The sequence below is a fragment of the Nonomuraea sp. NBC_00507 genome, from assembly GCF_036013525.1.
Taxonomy (GTDB): Bacteria; Actinomycetota; Actinomycetes; order Streptosporangiales; family Streptosporangiaceae; genus Nonomuraea.
Genome location: NZ_CP107853.1, coordinates 3,597,877 through 3,615,158, shown reverse-complemented (window position 1 = coordinate 3,615,158; position 17,282 = coordinate 3,597,877). Strand labels below are relative to the sequence as shown.

Below are 17,282 nucleotides of genomic sequence, written 5' to 3'. Positions count from 1 at the left end.
TTCACATCAGGTCCGGTTCCACGGGGCGGAAGGTGATCTCCGAGTCCAGGCTGGCGCCGACGGCCGCCAGCCTGCGCATGAGCGCCGCCACGTCCACCTCCTTCGGCAGCTCGACGTCGGCGATGAGCACATATAGCCGCCCGGAGAGCCGAGTGCTCATGCCGGTGATGTTCCCGCCGTCCGCGGCCAGCACGGCGCTGATGCCCGAGATGATCCCGGGCCGGTCGGGGCCGTGCACGGTCAGCACGTAGCCGAGCCCGCCCCCGTCCTCGCAGAAGTGGCGCCTGGCCTCGATGGCCGAGGCGGTCACCACCAGATCGGGCGCCCGCAGCCGCTTGAGCAGCTCGGCGGAGTCCAGGTCGCCGGAGACCAGGAGCATCATCGCCACGTGGCCGCCGAGCAGCGTCATGGTCGAGTCCTGGATGTTCGCCCCGCAGTCGGTGAGCGAACCGGTGACTGCGGCGATCACGCCGGGCCTGTCCACACCGAGCACCGTCACCGCTGAGAGCCCCACCCGTGCAACCCCTTCCGCTTGCTGCAGGGGCGCCGAGACGCCCCGGCGACGATCACCGGGGCGCTGCCGTACCAGGGCTAGCGGCGCATCGTCTCGACGGCGGCCCTGAAGTCCTCACGCGGGTGCTCCATCTCACCCAGCGAGATCGTCTCTCGCTTGAAGAACAGAGCCAGGGTCCAGTCGACGACGACACGGACCTTGCGGTTCAGCGTCGGCACCCGCGACAGATGGTAGGTGCGGTGCATGAACCACGCAGGGAATCCGCGAAGCTTGACTCCATAGACATTGGCGACGCCCTGATGCAGACCCAATCCGGCCACCGATCCGACATACTTGTGCCGGTATTCGACCAGTTGCTGTCCGCGCAGGTGCCGGATGATGTTGTCGGCCAGCACCTTGGCCTGCCGGACCGCGTGCTGGGCGTTGGGCGCGCAGTATTGTCCCGGGTTCGTCACGTCGGGCACCCCCGCCGCGTCGCCGGCGGCGAAGGCGTCCTGCGTTCCCGCCACGGTGAGCATGGTCGTGGTCTTGATGCGGCCGCGCTCGTCGAGGGGCAGGTCGCCTTCCTTGACCACCGGGCTGGGCTTGACGCCCGCGGTCCACACGAGGGTTTCCGCGTCGAACTCCGAGCCGTCGGAGAGCACCACGCGCCCGCCCTCGCACGACTCGAGCCGGGTCTCGAGCTTGACGTCGATGCCGCGCTCGCGCAGCTGCTCCAGCGTCCACTTGCCCATCTCGGGGCCGACCTCGGGCAGCACCCGGTTCGTGGCCTCGACGAGCACCCAGCGGATGTCGGACGGCTCGATGTTGCGGTAGTAACGAACCGAGTCCTTGGCCATGTCCTCGAGCTCGGCGAGCGCCTCCACGCCCGCGAAGCCCGCGCCGACCACCACGAACGTGAGCGCCCTGCGCTTCACCTCGGGGTCGTCGGTGGACTCGGCCACATCGAGCAGGTGCAGCACGCGGTTGCGCAGCGCGATGGCCTCGCCCACGGTCTTGAAGCCGATGCCGATGTCGGTCAGGCCGGGGATGGGCAGCGTACGGGAGATCGACCCGGCGGCCATCACGATCACGTCGTAGGCGATCTGACGCGGCTCGCCCTCGGACGGCTGGAAGGTGGCGACGCGCTCGGCGTGGTCGACCTTGGTGACCATGCCGTTGAGAATGCGCACCTTCGGCAGGATCCGCCGCAGAGGGGCCACCAGGTGCCGGGGCGACAGGTTACCCGCGGCCGCCTCAGGCAAGAAGGGCTGGTAGGTCATGTAGGACTGGGGGTCGATGATCGTGACGCGCACCTCGCCACTGCGGAGCTCGCGATGGAGCTTGCGCTGCAGCCGGAGCGCCGTGTACAGGCCGACGTATCCGCCACCGACGATCAATATGTGCTTGTTCATCCTGAGGCCCCATCCCTCGTGGAATGCTTGTGAAAGCATTCACAAGCTTACGTCAACCACGCTCGACGAATCCACTCCGGGTGTGGTGCAACGCGTCACACAGCCAGTGACCTGGCCCTGGTGAAGACGTCGTCCAGCATCTGGGCGGTGACGCGGCCGGTGAAGGTGTTCTGCTGGCTGGGGTGGTAGCAGCCGATCAGCGTGACGGGGGCGCCGGCGTAGCGGGCCTCGGCCTCGACGCCGTGGCCGAAGGGCGGCCGGCTGCGCGGCAGCTCGTAGCCCGCGTCCTTCAGCGCCGGCCACATGGCCTGCCAGGCGTACGCGCCGAGTGCCACGACCACGCGCACGGTCGGCGCGACCAGCGCCAGCTCCCGGGCCATCCACGGGAAACAGGTGCTCTTCTCCGAAGGCGAGGGCTTGTTGGCAGGCGGCGCGCAGCGCACCGAGGCCAGCACCCGCGCGCCGAAGAGCTTCTGCCCGTCGCCGGCGTGCGTGCTGGTCTCCTGCGCCGCCAGGCCGCTGCGATAGAGCGAGGCGAACAACCAGTCGCCGCTGCGGTCGCCCGTGAAGATCCGCCCGGTCCTGTTGCCCCCGTGCGCGGCCGGGGCGAGGCCGACAATCACGATCCGCGGGTGCTCGTCGCCCCAGCCGGGGACTGGGCGGCCCCAGTAGGTCTCGGTCGTGAACGCGCGCCGCTTTTCTTCGGCGACCTTCTCCCGCCATTCCACCAGACGGGGACAGGCGCGGCAGACCGACTGCCTGGCCGTGAGCTCGGCGAGTGTACTGCTGGTGGCGGCGAGGCGGCGCACGTCCGCGGGGTCGAGCGCGACCGGGGTGTCAGCGGTCGCGGGATCGCCGGGCCATCCGGTGCCAGGAGGTACGAAGCTCATGACATCGATGGTGTCACCTGCTCCAGGCAGGGTTGAGCGTGGCCGTCAGGCAGGTCCTGGGCGCCGAGGGCGTCTCCTCAGGCAGTGGCAACGAGAAAACCGGGTGGACGCACTGAGGCGCCACCCGGTTTGTTATTCGCTCAAACCCTCGTTCACGCCTTCGTCGTGGCGGACGGGTCGGAGGCGGGAGCCGGGACGTTGCACGCAGAGTACTTCTGCGTGATCGTTTCGGCGTTGTTCGGCCCGGTGACCGTCAGCGCGACGTCGCCGCCCTTGATGGCGTCACCGGTCAGCGGGAGTTCGGAGAGCGTGACGGTCTGCGACCCAGCGCCGCCGAACACGGTCTCACCCTTGGCCACGGACGTGCCGTTGACCGACCAGGTCCACTGGACCTTCGCGGCACCGGTCGCGCTGACCGTGGCGTGGGCGCCCACCTTGCAGCCGTCGTGGTTGGTGGCGGTCACCAGAGAGGAGGCCGACACCTTCGTGACGGGAGCGGGGGCCGGGTCCTTGCACCAGACCTTGTAGTAGGCCCGGTTCGAGGAGACGTGGTCGGGACGGAGGACCTCCAGCTGCGCCCAGCCGCGGTGGCTGTCACGCGGGGAGAGGCCGAAGCCGACCTTGCGGGCGTGGTAGACCTTCACCTTGCCGTAGTCGACGACGTCACCGTTGAGCACCCAGCGGTACTTGACCCAGCTCGGCTCGTCGACCTTGATCAGGCCGGTGAAGTCGATCTTGTCGCCCGGGGTGCACTCGCCGACGTACGTGTCGGGGTTGGCCCAGGCGTGGGCCGACACCGACGGGGCCGACGGCACGTGGATGTCGACCTTGGGCTCTTCGGCCGGCTTCTCACAGGAGACGGCGAAGTAGCCCTTCTTCGACGTGTACTTCTTCGGACCGAGGACCTGAACGGCCTCCCAGCCCTTGACGTCTTCCTTGAAGGTGATGGACTGCTTGACCGTCACCGTCTTGGTGCCCTTGCCCGTGAGCTTGATCACCTTGACCTTGCTCTTGGACCCGTCACCGTGCAGCCAGCGGTAGGCCAGCTCGGTCTTGCCCTTGACGGACACCTTGATCTTGGCCGAGAAGTTGACCTTGACCGGGCAGGAACCTTCGTACTTGCCCGGAGTGGCCTTGGGCGCGGAGGCCGAGACCTTCGGCCCGCCCTTGGCCGCGGTCGCCGCCTGCGCGGGGCCGGCGGCCAGGCCCGCGGTCAGGGCGGCCAGCGCGGCGACCGACGCACCGAACGCCGCCGCCTTGCGCGCTGCTAACCCAGCGAACTTCATCTGAGAGTGCTCCATTCCGTGAGGGAAAAGACGCGCTCGGGAACGGTCGCCACGCAGGCACCATCCGTGCACAGCGATATGGCAAAGCCCCCGTAATGCCCCTTTACCTAAGCACAATAATGATTGCACACTCAACACACGACGTAGATCGGAAATGTCCGGATTAGGCCGCATCTATCGCGTCAGTGACCAGGCAATACCGTCAAGGATGTCGTGTTCGCTCACGACGACCTGCGAAAACGCGAAACGACGCACGATCCGGTCAAGAATTAGCGCACCGGCGCCAATCACGTCAACTCTTCCCGGGTGCATGACCGAAACGGCGGCGCGCTCACCATGGGTCATCGCAAGCAACCGCCGCGTCACGTCGTGAACCTGCCCGGCCGATATCCGGGAGTGGTGGATCCGCGCCGGGTCGTAGGCCGGCAGGTCCAGCGCCACGCCCGCGACGGTCGTCACCGAACCGGCCAGGCCCACGAGCGTGTGCGCCCGCTCGACCGGCACCTCCGCCTCGACCTGGTCGAGCGCCGCCTCGATGTCGGCCACCACGGCCTCCAGCGCGGGCGCGGACGGCGGGTCGCCGGCGTCCTTGAGATGCCGCTCGGTCAGGCGTACGCAGCCGATGTCCACCGACAGCGCCGCCTCTGCGTGCTCGGTGCCGAGCACGAACTCCGTGGACCCGCCGCCGATGTCCACCACCAGGTAGGGCGGCAGCGGCCCCTGCGGGACCTCGGTCTCCGGCGACAGCCTGAGCAGGCCCTTGGTCGCGCCGACGAAGGACAACTCGGCTTCCTCGGCGCCCGACACGACCTCCGGCTCCACGCCGAAGATCTCCCGCACCCCGTCCACGAACTCCTGCCGGTTGGCCGCGTCCCTGGTGGCGCTCGTGGCCACGACCCGGGTCGCGACGGCGCCCTCCCGCTCGATCAGCTCGCGGTAGGTCCGCATGGCCTTGAACGTGCGCTCCAAGGCGTCGGGGGCGAGCCTGCCGGTCCGGTCGACGCCCTGGCCGAGGCGGACGATCTCCATCCGCCGGTCGACGTCGTCGATCAGCTCGTCGCCGACGTCGGCGATGAGCAGGCGTACGGAGTTGGTGCCGCAGTCGACGGCGGCTACACGCATGGTCCGTCACTCCACCAGTCGGGGAGGGCGTCGAGCGCCTCCCTGCCGAACGGGTTGACCCCGGGGGCCGCCAGCTCGTGCGCGACCAGGGCGTGCAGGCACTTGACCCGCTGCGGCATGCCGCCCGTGCTCTGCATGTCGCGCGGGAGCGGCGCCATGCCCTCTTCCTTCGCCGCCGTGTCACGTCTGGCCACGTAGTCGTCGTGCGCGGCCTGGTAGGCGGCGGCCAGATCGGGCTCGGTGGCCAGTCTGGCCTGCATCTCCCGCATCAGGCCGGAACCCTCCAGGGTGCCGATGGCCGAGGCCGCCTTGGGGCAGGTCAGGTAGTAGAGGGTCGGGAAGGGTGAGCCGTCGGGCAACCGCGGCGCGGTCTCCACCACGTCGGGGTTGCCGCACGGGCAGCGGTGCGCCACCCCGCGCAGCCCTCGGGGCGGGCGCCCGAGCTGCTTCTGCACGACCTCGACGTCTTTACTTTCCAACAGTGTCCTTCCCGGTGACTGCCCTGCGTCCGGTGCCGTTGTCGGCGGCCTCCACGGACTCCCAGAGCGTCTGGTACCACGGCGGCACCGTCGCGGCCTGCTTGACGGCCGCCTGCTGCTTGCCCTGCTCGGGCTCCATCACCACGAAGCACTTCTCGCCGGGACCGCAGTAATGCAGCCGCTCCTTGGCCGTCTTCTTGATCCAGTTGGGGTCGTCGCTCTGCCGGTCGCGGGCCAGCAGCGCCTGCTTCTCCGCCTCGACCCTGGCCTTTTCCGCCTGCAGCTCGGAAATGCTGCGGCGCAGGCTGATGTATTCCCGCACAGGGTAGGCCAGGCTCATCGCGATCGCGCACACCACCACGGCCAGGATGGCGGCCCGCCCGGTCAGCTGCGGTCTCTTCGCCACTTGCACACCCCCCTTCGAGATACGGCTCGCGGCGGGTTCCCGGGTTGCCGCGAGCCGTATTCGAAACTAGCGCCGGAAACGCGGGAAAGCGGCGCGACCCGCGTAACGGGCGGCGTCGTCGAGGAGCTCCTCGATGCGCAGCAACTGGTTGTACTTCGCCACCCGGTCCGAGCGGGCCGGCGCGCCGGTCTTGATCTGGCCGCAGTTGACCGCCACCGCGAGGTCGGCGATCGTCGTGTCCTCGGTCTCGCCGGAGCGGTGGCTCATCATGCACTTGTAGCCGCTGCGGTGGGCCAGGTCCACGGCGTCGAGCGTCTCCGACAACGTGCCGATCTGGTTGACCTTGACCAGCAGGGCGTTGGCCGCGCCCTCCTTGATGCCGCGCTCCAGCCGCTCGGGGTTGGTGACGAACAGGTCGTCGCCGACCAGTTGCACCTTGTCGCCGAGGGCGACCGTGATGGCCTTCCAGCCCTCCCAGTCCTCCTCGTTGAGCGGGTCCTCGATGGAGACCAGCGGGTAGTTGGCGACCAGGTCCTCGTAGAAGGCGATGAGCTCGGCCGCCGACAGACCCTTGCCGTCGATCGTGTAGACGCCGTCATTGTGGAACTCGGAGGCGGCCACGTCGAGCGCGAGCGCGATGTCCTCGCCCGGCACGTAGCCGGCGCGCTCGATCGCGACCAGGATCAGGTCGAGCGCGTCCCGGTTGGACGGCAGGTTGGGCGCGAAGCCACCCTCGTCGCCCAGGCCCGTGGCGTAGCCCTTCTCCTTGAGCACGCTCTTGAGCGCGTGGTAGACCTCGGTGCCCATGCGCACGGCCTCGCGGAACGTCTCCGCCCCGATCGGCGCGATCATGAACTCCTGGATGTCGACGTTGGTGTCGGCGTGGGCGCCGCCGTTGAGGATGTTCATCATCGGGACCGGCAGCACATGCGCGTTGGGCCCGCCCACGTAGCGGAAGAGCGGCAGCTCGGCGCTGTCCGCGGCGGCCTTCGCGACCGCCAGCGAGACGCCCAGGATGGCGTTGGCGCCGAGGTTGGCCTTGTTGGGCGTGCGGTCCAGATCGATCATGATCTGGTCGATGATGCGCTGGTCCTCGGCCTCGATGCCGTTGATCTCCTCGAAGATCTGGTCGGTCACGGCGAGCACGGCCTTCTCGACGCCCTTGCCGCCGTAACGTTTGCCGCCGTCACGCAGCTCGACCGCCTCGAACTGGCCGGTGGACGCCCCGCTGGGCACGGCCGCGCGGCCGCTGCTGCCGTCGTCGAGGACCACTTCGACCTCGACGGTCGGGTTGCCGCGGGAGTCGAGGATCTCGCGAGCGTAAACGACCTCGATGGTAGCCACGGGATGCGCTCCTAAATCGAAAGGCAATATGCCTTCAGAGCCTATCGGTCCCCGTCTCCCACGCATGTCGCTGGTCGCGTATCGCGGGGACTTCGTCGGGTGGTGCCCGCCGTACTAGTGCTTTTCCCAGGCACGAACGCGGTCTCGGTACGCGCGCGCCGCGGCGCGTAGCTCGGCCTCGGCGTCGATTCCGGCGTCGCTGGCGCGGCGCACCAGGTCGAACAGCTCTCGCGCCACGCCCTGGCCGACCCCTGCGGACAGCGCCTCGGGCGCGCCCGCCCGCCCGGCCCTGCGCAGCAGCTGCGCGGCCAGCGACAGCGCCGGCTGCCCCATGGGAACGCCGTCGAGCGCCGACTCGCGCCCCTTGGACGCGCGCTCGGCCGCCTTGATCGCCTCCCAGTTGTCGTTGACCTCGTCGGCGCTCTCGGCCCGCACCGAGCCGAAGACGTGGGGATGGCGGCGCACCAGTTTCTCCACGATCCCGGCCGCCACGTCGTCCATGTCGAAGCCCTCGGCCACCCGGGCGTGGAAGACCACCTGCAGCAGCAGGTCGCCCAGCTCCTCGCGGAGCGCGGGATAGTCGCCCTGCTCGATGGTCTCCAGCACCTCGTAGGCCTCTTCGAGCAGGTACGGCACCAGCGACTCGTGGGTCTGCTTGCGATCCCACGGGCATTCCGTACGCAGCCGGTCCATCACCGCAACCAGGTCCAGCACCCGCGCGCCCGGCAGATCGTACGAGCCCGGCACCACCTCGATCAGCGGCGGCTCCTCGAGCGCGACCGCGGCGTGCCCCACGGCACGCATGAACTCCTCGTCGTCCTCGGCCAGCCACACGACGGTCTCGGCGACCGCCCGCGCCGCCAGCCCCCGCGGGTCCGGCTCGACGACCTCGACCTCGATCCCGGCCTCGGCCAGATAGGGCAGCTGAGGGTGCGCGGCGGAGCCGGTCAGCACCGGGCCCGAGCGCAGCGCCTGCCAGGCCTGGTGGCTCAGCAGGCCCGGCGCGACCCTGGGCGAGGAGGTGACGAGGATCAGCGGCATCGGCTATCCCTGCGGTTGCTGCTGCGGTTGCTGCTGCTGTGGCGGAGTGAGCTTGCCGAATCTGCCGGTGTCGACGAACATCGCCGGGTTCTCCTGCGAGCGCTGCGGGTTGAGCGCGCCGTAGCGCGGGCTGAAGACCGGCTGGAACGCGCTGAACTCCTGGAGGAGCCGCTGCTGCCCGCTCTCGCCGCCGAACTGCTGCTGCAACTTCGCCACGCCGACCACCACCCGGCCGTATTCGCGCGCGTTTTGGGGCGCCACGCCGCTGAACAGCAGTCTGAGCTCAGCAGAGGGGTATTGGCCGGGATCCTTGAGCGCGTTGTCGATCTCCGTCTGGCTCACCTGCACGTTGTAACGCGCCATGAGCTGCCTGAACGCGCTGACTTCGACCATGTTGCGCAGCACGAGCTGGCTGGCCGACGTGCCTTGCAGCGCGGCCTGTTCCAGAGTGGTGCCGGCGAGGGCGGCCTTCGTCTGCTCGTCCAGCTTGGCGTTCCTCAGCGCAGTGACGTAGACCTGTGTGTTCTCGTTCACCTGGCTTGCGGAGATGCGCTCGTTCCCGACCACGGCCGCGGCACCGGCGTGCATGGGCGAGGAGCAGGCGGTCAGCGTCATGCCCACCGCCGCGGCGGCCACAGCCACTCGTATCGACTTCACGTACGTGTCCCTTTCGACCGAAAAACCGCCGCTAGCTTACCCGTGCGGGCTCGAGGAACATCGCCTCGACCAGGTCGCCGCACCATTTGAGCAGATCGAGATCGCGCAACGGCTGCCCGCCCAGCGGCTTGGTCTTGGGTATCGGCACCAGCAACGTCTCTGCGGCCTGCTTGTAGATGGCCTTCTTGTAGAGCCGGTCCAGGCGCACCTGCTGCGACTCCCTCAACCTGGCCGGGCCGAACTTGATGTTCTGTCCCTGCAGCGTGACGTCCGTGAGCCCGGCCCGGCGGGCCTTGATCCGGAACTTGGCCACCTCCAGCAGGTTGTCCACCTCCACCGGCGGCTTGCCGTAGCGGTCGATGAGCTCCTCGCGCACCTCGTCGATGTCGCTCTCCCCGGCGATGGCCGCGATCCGCTTGTACGCCTCCAGCCGCAGCCGCTCGGAGGTGACGTAGTCGTGCGGGATGTGAGCGTTGATCGGCAGCTCGACCTTGACGTCCGGCACCTCCTCGCGCACTTCCCTGCCGTCGAGCTTGGCCTTCTGCTCCTGCACGGCCTCGGCCATCAGCCGCACGTAGAGGTCGAACCCGACGCCCGCGATGAAACCGGACTGCTCGGCGCCGAGCACGTTGCCCGCGCCGCGGATCTCCAGGTCCTTCATCGCGACGTACATGCCCGCGCCCATCTCGGTGTGCTGCGAGATGGTGGCGAGGCGCTCGTGCGCGGTCTCGGTCAGCGGCTTCTCCGGCGGATAGAGGAAGTAGGCGTAGCCGCGTTCCCTGCCGCGCCCGACCCGGCCCCTGAGCTGGTGCAGCTGCGACAGGCCGTAGTTGTCGGCCCGGTCCACGATCAACGTGTTGGCGTTGGGCACGTCGAGGCCGGACTCGACGATCGTGGTGGAGACCAGCAGGTCGTACTCCCGCTCCCAGAAGCCCACCATGATCTTCTCGAGCTGGTGCTCGTTCATCTGCCCGTGCGCGACCGCGATGCGGGCCTCGGGGACCAGCTCGCGCAGCCGCGCGGCGACCCTGTTGATCGAGGCCACCCGGTTGTGCACGAAGAAGATCTGGCCGTCGCGCATCAACTCGCGCCTGATCGCCGCGCCGATCTGCTTCTCCTCGTACGGCCCCACGAACGTGAGGATCGGGTGCCGCTCCTCCGGCGGCGTGAGGATCGTCGACATCTCGCGGATGCCGGTCAGGCCCATCTCCAGCGTGCGCGGGATCGGCGTGGCCGACATGGCCAACACGTCCACCTGTGTGCGCAGGTGCTTCATGGCCTCCTTGTGCTCGACGCCGAACCGCTGCTCCTCGTCGATGATGATCAGGCCCAGGTCCTTGAAGCGGACCTCGGGGCTGAGCAGCCGGTGCGTGCCGATCACCACGTCCACCGCGCCCGACCTGAGCCCTTCCAGGGTGCCCTTGACCTCGCCGTCGGTCTGGAAGCGGGAGACCGGCTTGAGGGTGACGGGGAAGCTGGAGAACCGCTCGGTGAACGTCGACATGTGCTGCTGCACCAGCAGCGTCGTCGGCACCAGCACCGCGACCTGCTTGCCGTCCTGCACGGCCTTGAACGCCGCCCGCACCGCGATCTCGGTCTTGCCGTAGCCCACGTCGCCGCAGATCAGCCGGTCCATCGGCACACCGCGCTCCATGTCGCGCTTGACCTCGTCGATGGCCGCGAGCTGGTCGCCGGTCTCGGCGTAGGGGAAGGCGTCCTCCATCTCCCGCTGCCACGGCGAGTCGTCGGCGAACGGGTGGCCGGGCGAGGCCATGCGGGCCGAGTAGAGCCTGATCAGCTCGCCGGCGATCTCCTTGACCGCCTTCTTCGCCCGGGACTTGGCCTTGGCCCAGTCGGTGCCGCCCATGCGGTTGAGCGTGGGCGCTTCGCCGCCGACGTAGCGGGTGACCTCGTCGAGCTGGTCGGTGGGCACGTAGAGGCGGTCGCCCTTGGCGTATTCGATGACCAGGTATTCGCGGGTGGCGCCCTGCACCGTGCGCTGCACCATCTCGACGTAGCGGCCCACGCCGTGCTGCTCGTGCACCACGTGGTCGCCGACCTTGAGCTGGAGCGGATCGACCATGTTGCGGCGGCGCGAGGGCAGACGCCGCATGTCCTTGGTGGACGCCTTCTGCCCGACCAGGTCCAGGTGGGTGAGCACGGCCAGGCTGGGCGTGACGAACCCGTGCTCGATCAGGCCGGTCGTCACGTGCACGACCTTGGGCTCGGGCGCCTTGTCCAGGAACTGCTGGAGCCTGGCCGGCACGTCCACGCCCTTGAGCAGCTCCACCATGCGCTCGGCGGGCCCGTGGCCCTCGCTGAGCAGCACGACCGCCTTCTCGTCAGCCAGCCAGCCCTTGATGTCGGCCAGTGCCTTGGCCGTGTCGCCGCGGTAGGCCTCGCAGTCCTGCGCGTCCAGCTCCACCCCGCCGCCGAAGGGCGCCATCGTCCACCACGGCTGCCCGAGCGCGTCGGCGTGGTCGCGGATCTCCTCCAGCGAGCGGAACGCGGCCGCGCCGAGGTCGATCGGCGCCTCGCCGCCGGCCGCCGCGTTGATCCAGGAGGCCTCCAGGAACTCCTGCGAGGTGCGTACGAGCTCCTCGGCCCGTCCCCTGATCCGCTCGGGATCGCAGACGAACACGCCCGACCTGACCGGCAGGTGGTCGAGCAGCAGGTCCATCTCCCCGGCCAGCACGGGCGCGAACGCCTCCATGCCCTCCACGGGCGTGCCGTCGGCGAGCTGGTCGAGCACCTCGGCCAGCGCGGGGTGCTCCTCGGCCAGCTCCCGTGCCTTGGCCCTGACCTCGTCGGTCAGCAGCAGCTCACGGCACGGCGGCGCGAACAACCCGTCCTCGGCCGCCTCCAGCGAGCGCTGGTCGGCCACCTTGAACCAGCGGATCTCCTCGACCGTGTCGCCCCAGAACTCCAGCCGCAGCGGATGCTCCTCGGTCGGCGGGAACACGTCGAGCAGCCCGCCGCGCACGGCCACCTCGCCGCGCTTCTCCACCATGTCCACCCGGTGGTAACCGTTGGTGACCAGCCGGTCCACGACGTCTTCGAGGTCGGCGTCGTCACCCGCGCGCAACCTGATCGGCTCCAGGTCGCCCAGGCCCTTCACGATCGGCTGCAGCAGCGCCCTGACCGGCGTCACGATCACGCTGAGCGGCCCGGCCGCGGTGTCGCCCTTGACCGGGTGGGCGAGCCTCCTGAGCACGGCCAGGCGCTGCCCCACGGTGTCGCTGCGCGGCGAGAGCCGCTCGTGCGGCAGCGTCTCCCACGCCGGGAACACCGCCACGGAGTTGGGCTCGATCAGGCTGGTCAGCGCCGCGGCGAGGTCTTCGGCCTCACGCCCGGTCGCGGTGACCGCGAGCACGGTCCGCTGGTCGTGCGCGGTCAGCGCGGCCACGCCGAACGGCCGCAGCGCGGACGGCGCGATCAGAGAGACGTCGCCGCCCTCTTCGAGCGCGGCGGTCAGTTTCGGGTCAGCACGAACAAGGTCAAGCAGTCCGGAAAGACTCATCAGATACGCCCACAGCCCCAGAAAGCGGCAACACGACTACCCCCGGCCGTCTCAGGTCGCGGGGGTCCTCTTCAAGGGTACTCGCCGCGGACATCAGCCGACTCTGTAACCAGGTACGGAGGGCCAGCGGACGGTCAGGACCGTGGAAGCCTCCTCCGCCCGCCACGAATGGTCGACGCCCTTGCCCCACACCACATAGTCGCCCGGCTCGGCCAGCAGCACGCTACGGCCCGGCAGCTCGACCCGGAACTTGCCGCTGATGAGCACAAGCAGAGCGGTTCGTTCCTCGCCCATGACCCACTGCACCCGCTCGTCACCCGCCGGATGCACGCCCCACTTGATCTCGACCTCGTCGCTGTGCCGTGGATCGCCGGGCGGCTTGAAGTGGCCGAGCAGCCATCCGTGGTCGCCGGCCGCGTCCGAGCCCGCGTTCCCCACGTAGATGTGATCGCTCACAGACCAGGACGCTAGCAGGGAAATGCCTTACTGATACCGATCGAGTGACTACTGTAGGTGACATGTCTGAGGTGCGAACTGTCGCCCAGCGGGGCGATCTCTTCGAGCAACGGCTCCGCGAGCACTGGACCAGCCAGCTCTGCAGACGACTCGACGTGCTGGTCGCCGGCTGCGCCCACGACGAGCCGCTGAGGCTGGAGCGGGTCGAGACCAGGGCCACCGGCGTCGACGAGGACCACCCCGCGATCAGGGCCATGCTGGACGAGCGACCCGACCTGGTCACGTGGTCGCTGGGCGACCTGCGCGGCGTGCCGCTGCCGCCCAGGTCCTACGACGTGATCCAGCTGTCGTTCCTGCTGGAGCGGGTCAGGCACGCCGAGCTCGTCTTCGACCGCCTCCTGCGGGCCCTGCGCCCGGGCGGGCTGGTGCTGCTGCGCATGCGCGACCGCAGGTCGGCCTACGGCCTTCTCGACCGGATCACCCCGTCGTGGCTGCGTCGGCTGCTGTGGCGCCCGCTCGTCACCCCGGGCACGCCGGGGCCGCTGCCGAAGGTGTACGAGCCGCTGGTGTCGAGCGACGGCATGTACGCGTTCTGTCTCAGCCGCGGCCTTATGATCACCGACGACGAGCGGAACGTCAGCGGCCCGGCCCGCGAGAGCCGGTTCGTCGGCGCGGCGGTCAGAGCCGTCTCGAAGTTGACCAGCGGCCGCTACCCTGCCTCTCACGACGAGATCACCATGGTGATCAGGAAGCCGCAGCACCACTTCGCCCGGGTCATCTAGCGACACACCGGCGGCAGTGGGTAGACTCGCTTCCTACAATTCTCTACCAATTCAATCGGAATAGTTGGGATGCAGGAACCGTGGAGTGGACCCCCGAGCCGCACGAGCTGGCCGACCTCGAGCTGCTGCTTTCCGGGGCGTTCGACCCGCTGACCGGGTTCCTGGGCCACGACGACCTCCACGCGGTCCATGAGAGCGGCACGCTCGCCGACGGCACCCCCTGGCCCGCGCCCGTCACGCTTCATCTGCCGGTCGACGTCTCCCCCGGCGACGAGGTCACGCTGCTGGACCCGGAGGGCCTGCCGCTCGCCGTGCTCACGGTGACCGCGCAGGAGCCCGACGGACTGACCAGCGGGCCCGTCAAGGCTCTCGGCGCGCCGGAGCACGGGCCGTTCGCGCGCCTGCGGCGTACCCCGGCGCAGGTGAAGGAAGAGCTCGGCGGACGTCCCGCACTCGCCGTCACCATGCGAGGCCCGCTCGACGACCTCTCCGAGATCGTCGACACCGCCAAGGAACTCGACGCGGTGATCATGCTTCTCCCCCTCTCGTACGGCGAGCCCGGCCCCGCGGTCGTCCGCGCCGCGCTCCGCGCCAAGGACCAGCTCCCCGTCGGCACGATCGTCGTCTCCGTGCCGCTGGCGCCGCGCGCCGAGCCCGAGATCGACCTGGAGCTACGCGAGCACGTCGCCACCGCCTACGGCGCGACCGAGCACCTCGCCGGGCCCGAGCCGGTGAGCATCCCCGGGCCGCCGCACCGGCGCGGGCTCGTGGTCTTCTTCACCGGCCTGTCGGGCTCGGGCAAGTCCACGATCGCCCGCGGCCTGCGCGACGCGCTGCTGGAGCTCGGCACCCGCACGGTGACCTACCTCGACGGCGACGTGGTCCGGCAGCTGCTGTCCAAGGGCCTGACGTTCTCCAAGAGCGACCGCGACCTCAACATCCGGCGCATCGGCTTCGTGGCCGCCGAGGCCGCGCGGCACGGCGGGCTGGCCATCTGCGCCCCCATCGCCCCCTACGCGGCCACCCGCGCCGAGGTGCGCGAGATGGTCGAGTCGGTCGGCGCCGACTTCCTGCTCGTGCACGTCGCGACGCCGCTGGAGGAGTGCGAGCGGCGCGACCGCAAGGGCCTGTACGCCAAGGCCCGCGCCGGCCTCATCCCCGAGTTCACCGGCATCTCCGACCCCTACGAGGAGCCGGACGACGCCGACCTGGTGATCGACACCACGCACATGACGATCGACGCGGCCGTCTCCCAGGTCTTGGGGACGCTGCGGTCCGGAGGATGGGTCCGTTGATCGATTTCCCCCTGATCGCCGGGTCCTTCCTCATCGCGATCGTCGTCGGGCTGACCGGCATGGGCGGCGGGGCGCTGATGACCCCGATGATGATGTTGTTCTTCAACGTGCCGCCGCTCGCCGCCGTCTCCAGCGACCTGGTGGCCTCGGCCGTGATGAAGCCGGTGGGCAGCGTCGTGCACCTGCGGCGCGGCACGGTCAACCTGCGTCTGGTGGGCTGGCTGTGCGCGGGGTCGGTGCCGGCCGCGTTCTGCGGGGTGTTCCTGGCGCGGGCGTTCGCGGTCAGCGACGCGGTCAAGTACGCCCTGGGCGTGGCGCTCTTGCTGGCCGTCGCGGGGATGGCGATCAAGGCGTGGCTCGGCACGCGGGGCGGGACGTCGAGCGCCCACGACATCGTCGTGCGCCCGATTCCGACCCTACTGGTCGGTATGGTAGGCGGGCTGGTGGTCGGTGTCTCCTCCGTCGGCTCGGGATCGCTGATCATCGTGGCCCTGCTCGTGCTCTACCCGGCGCTCAAGGCCAATCAGCTCGTCGGCACCGACCTGGTGCAGGCGGTGCCGCTGGTCACCTCGGCCGCGCTCGGCCACCTGCTGTTCGGTGACTTCCAGATGGACCTCACGGTGTCGCTGCTCATCGGCTCGATCCCGGGTGTCTACCTCGGCGCCAGGATCTCCTCACGCGCCCCTGGCGGGCTGATCAGGGCCTTGCTGGCGATCGTGTTGCTCGCCTCGGCGCTCAAGCTGCTCGACGCGAGCAACACGCTCACTGTCTGGGCACTCGTGGTGGCCGGCGCGATCATCCTCGCGGGCTGGAGATGGCGGAGCTCCTCCGCTATGGGCGAGGCACGGGAGTCGAGCGGAAGTACCGATCACGCGCGAGCCGGGTGAAGGCCCGGTCGGCTTCACCGTTGGAGTCGAAGCTGGTGTCGCCGCGCGGCGCCCGCGGCGAGTCGAAGTAAAGCAGCGCCTTGATCTGGGGATACCGCTTGACCTGCCGCCGCACCGACTCGAAGAACTTCCGCTTGAACCCGGGGTCCCTGGACCGCTCGAACACCCCCCACTCGGCCACCATGACCGGCTTGCCGGGGAAGCGCATCTGCATCCACCGGTAGAAGCCCGGCCACTGCGCGTATTCCTCGCGGGTCTTGTTGACCAGCCCGTCGAAGCTCTGGACCCGGTCGTCGGCGTAGGGATCCATGGCCACCCAGTCCACCACGTCGTCGCCCGGATAGAGCTCCTCGAACCAGGGCTCGGCCGCCCAGTTGGGCGCCCCCATGTACGTCATGACCATGACGGCGTTCCGAACCCCTTGCTCGCGCAGCCTGAGCACGATGTGCCGGTACATCGCGGCATAGTCGGCGGCCTGCATGCCCGACCCGGACGAGGCGTCCACGTCGTTCTCCGGCTCGTGGTGGAGGGTGAGGAAGAACCGCTCGGGGAACGTGCTCCTGAGATATCCGGCCAGCCGGTCGATCCTGCCGTCCAGCGCCCCGTCGACGATCTCGGCCCAGGTGTGGTCGAACGACGGCTTCCAGTTGATCATGAGCAGGCGCGGCCGCGCCGGATCGCGGGCCAGCCTGACCTCGGCTTCGGTGGGGAACAACTCGCTGCCCCGGTGGTAGACGTGCAGCACGTCCGCGGCGGCGCCCATGCGGGTCTCGGCGCCGCGCAGCGCCTGCTCGACCGGTGCGCCGGTGAAGACCTCGGGCGCCAGGCCCCACCACGCGCCGCACGACGGGATGAGCCGGGCGGTGGCCGTGCAGGCCGGCGCGCCCGCGATCTTGTCCTTGACGGGCGCGGTGGCAGGCGCCCGGGCGTCGGAGCCCTCGGCGCCCGAGCAGGCGGCAAGTGCCGCGACCACGACGAGCCCGGTTGTTCTGGTGGTAATTCCCCGTAGCAGCAAAGCCGTTCAACCCCCTTGTCGAAGGACCCCCGCCTTGTCACACCTGAACCTTGCCATGTCATTGCCACCCGCGGGGAAGTCTTCGCAGTTCACGCTGGGTAATAGTGCGCCCGGATTTTCCGGCTATTTCGATTTATTGCGTCCCTTCTTTCCTGCCGTACAGGAGAAAATCTTGGGGTATTCGACCGGGGTCT

16 protein-coding genes are annotated in these 17,282 nt (G+C 69.3%); 3 read left to right on the top strand and 13 right to left on the bottom strand.

Translation table 11 applies throughout. The annotated features are described in order from the left end of the window. Window position 1: 1 nt before the first annotated feature. The 12 genes from OHA25_RS18175 to OHA25_RS18120 all read right to left on the bottom strand — a co-directional run bounded on the left by OHA25_RS18175 (window position 2) and on the right by OHA25_RS18120 (window position 13,109). Window positions 2–514 (bottom strand): glycine cleavage system protein R, encoded by a 513-nt coding sequence (locus OHA25_RS18175; protein ID WP_305921035.1) that lies wholly within the window; start codon window positions 512–514, stop codon window positions 2–4. 77 nt (window positions 515–591) lie between these two features. Beyond that, the gene (locus tag OHA25_RS18170) at window positions 592–1,908 is read right to left on the bottom strand and encodes an NAD(P)/FAD-dependent oxidoreductase (protein ID WP_327588755.1); all 1,317 of its coding nucleotides are present in this window, start codon (window positions 1,906–1,908) and stop codon (window positions 592–594) included. Between the two features lie 95 nt (window positions 1,909–2,003). Further along, window positions 2,004–2,798 carry a uracil-DNA glycosylase gene (locus tag OHA25_RS18165; RefSeq protein ID WP_305921037.1) on the bottom strand — a complete coding sequence of 265 codons (795 nt, stop codon included), beginning with the start codon at window positions 2,796–2,798 and terminating at the stop codon, window positions 2,004–2,006. Between the two features lie 152 nt (window positions 2,799–2,950). After that, on the bottom strand, window positions 2,951–4,084 hold the full coding sequence (locus OHA25_RS18160; RefSeq protein WP_327588754.1) for a hypothetical protein: 1,134 nt from the start codon (window positions 4,082–4,084) through the stop codon (window positions 2,951–2,953). A gap of 174 nt (window positions 4,085–4,258) precedes the next feature. Then, complete coding sequence (locus OHA25_RS18155; protein WP_327588753.1) at window positions 4,259–5,206, bottom strand: Ppx/GppA phosphatase family protein; 948 nt, start codon at window positions 5,204–5,206, stop codon at window positions 4,259–4,261. Further along, window positions 5,197–5,685, bottom strand: coding sequence for a DUF501 domain-containing protein (locus tag OHA25_RS18150; protein ID WP_327588752.1), 489 nt, complete (start codon window positions 5,683–5,685; stop codon window positions 5,197–5,199). The genes OHA25_RS18155 and OHA25_RS18150 overlap by 10 nt, the downstream gene beginning before the upstream one ends. Continuing rightward, window positions 5,675–6,091 carry an FtsB family cell division protein gene (locus OHA25_RS18145; RefSeq protein WP_327588751.1) on the bottom strand — a complete coding sequence of 139 codons (417 nt, stop codon included), beginning with the start codon at window positions 6,089–6,091 and terminating at the stop codon, window positions 5,675–5,677. Before OHA25_RS18145 ends, OHA25_RS18150 begins: the two co-directional genes overlap by 11 nt. 66 nt (window positions 6,092–6,157) lie before the next feature. Next, the gene (gene eno, locus OHA25_RS18140; protein ID WP_327588750.1) at window positions 6,158–7,435 is read right to left on the bottom strand and encodes a phosphopyruvate hydratase; all 1,278 of its coding nucleotides are present in this window, start codon (window positions 7,433–7,435) and stop codon (window positions 6,158–6,160) included. A gap of 114 nt (window positions 7,436–7,549) precedes the next feature. Then, the gene (locus tag OHA25_RS18135) at window positions 7,550–8,476 is read right to left on the bottom strand and encodes a MazG family protein (RefSeq protein WP_327588749.1); all 927 of its coding nucleotides are present in this window, start codon (window positions 8,474–8,476) and stop codon (window positions 7,550–7,552) included. 3 nt (window positions 8,477–8,479) lie between these two features. After that, window positions 8,480–9,133, bottom strand: a complete 654-nt coding sequence (locus tag OHA25_RS18130; protein WP_327588748.1) for a hypothetical protein — start codon at window positions 9,131–9,133, stop codon at window positions 8,480–8,482. Between the two features lie 31 nt (window positions 9,134–9,164). Further along, window positions 9,165–12,653 (bottom strand): transcription-repair coupling factor, encoded by a 3,489-nt coding sequence (mfd, locus tag OHA25_RS18125; RefSeq protein ID WP_327588747.1) that lies wholly within the window; start codon window positions 12,651–12,653, stop codon window positions 9,165–9,167. 93 nt (window positions 12,654–12,746) lie between these two features. Next, the gene (locus OHA25_RS18120) at window positions 12,747–13,109 is read right to left on the bottom strand and encodes a signal peptidase I (RefSeq protein ID WP_327588746.1); all 363 of its coding nucleotides are present in this window, start codon (window positions 13,107–13,109) and stop codon (window positions 12,747–12,749) included. A 62-nt stretch (window positions 13,110–13,171) separates the two neighbouring features. Here OHA25_RS18120 and OHA25_RS18115 point away from each other — a divergent pair, with 62 nt between their 5' ends. The 3 genes from OHA25_RS18115 to OHA25_RS18105 all read left to right on the top strand — a co-directional run bounded on the left by OHA25_RS18115 (window position 13,172) and on the right by OHA25_RS18105 (window position 16,073). Beyond that, window positions 13,172–13,891: a class I SAM-dependent methyltransferase gene (locus OHA25_RS18115; protein WP_327588745.1), complete on the top strand. Its 720-nt coding sequence runs from the start codon at window positions 13,172–13,174 to the stop codon at window positions 13,889–13,891. Window positions 13,892–13,971: 80 nt separating this feature from the next. Then, window positions 13,972–15,186 (top strand): adenylyl-sulfate kinase, encoded by a 1,215-nt coding sequence (gene cysC, locus OHA25_RS18110; RefSeq protein WP_327588744.1) that lies wholly within the window; start codon window positions 13,972–13,974, stop codon window positions 15,184–15,186. Beyond that, window positions 15,183–16,073: a sulfite exporter TauE/SafE family protein gene (locus OHA25_RS18105; RefSeq protein ID WP_327588743.1), complete on the top strand. Its 891-nt coding sequence runs from the start codon at window positions 15,183–15,185 to the stop codon at window positions 16,071–16,073. Before cysC ends, OHA25_RS18105 begins: the two co-directional genes overlap by 4 nt. Here OHA25_RS18105 and OHA25_RS18100 read toward each other — a convergent pair. Beyond that, window positions 16,018–17,046, bottom strand: a complete 1,029-nt coding sequence (locus OHA25_RS18100; protein ID WP_327588742.1) for a glycoside hydrolase family 26 protein — start codon at window positions 17,044–17,046, stop codon at window positions 16,018–16,020. The genes OHA25_RS18105 and OHA25_RS18100 overlap by 56 nt on opposite strands. Window positions 17,047–17,282 lie beyond the last annotated feature (236 nt).

What these genes read in the sequence shown, in the direction of transcription:
- OHA25_RS18170 (WP_327588755.1), bottom strand. Translation starts at nt 1,908, where the DNA reads ATGAACAAGCACATATTGATCGTCGGTGGCGGATACGTCGGCCTGTAC.
- OHA25_RS18165 (WP_305921037.1), bottom strand. Translation starts at nt 2,798, where the DNA reads ATGAGCTTCGTACCTCCTGGCACCGGATGGCCCGGCGATCCCGCGACC.
- OHA25_RS18160 (WP_327588754.1), bottom strand. Translation starts at nt 4,084, where the DNA reads ATGAAGTTCGCTGGGTTAGCAGCGCGCAAGGCGGCGGCGTTCGGTGCG.
- OHA25_RS18155 (WP_327588753.1), bottom strand. Translation starts at nt 5,206, where the DNA reads ATGCGTGTAGCCGCCGTCGACTGCGGCACCAACTCCGTACGCCTGCTC.
- OHA25_RS18135 (WP_327588749.1), bottom strand. Translation starts at nt 8,476, where the DNA reads ATGCCGCTGATCCTCGTCACCTCCTCGCCCAGGGTCGCGCCGGGCCTG.
- mfd (WP_327588747.1), bottom strand. Translation starts at nt 12,653, where the DNA reads ATGAGTCTTTCCGGACTGCTTGACCTTGTTCGTGCTGACCCGAAACTG.
- OHA25_RS18115 (WP_327588745.1), top strand. Translation starts at nt 13,172, where the DNA reads ATGTCTGAGGTGCGAACTGTCGCCCAGCGGGGCGATCTCTTCGAGCAA.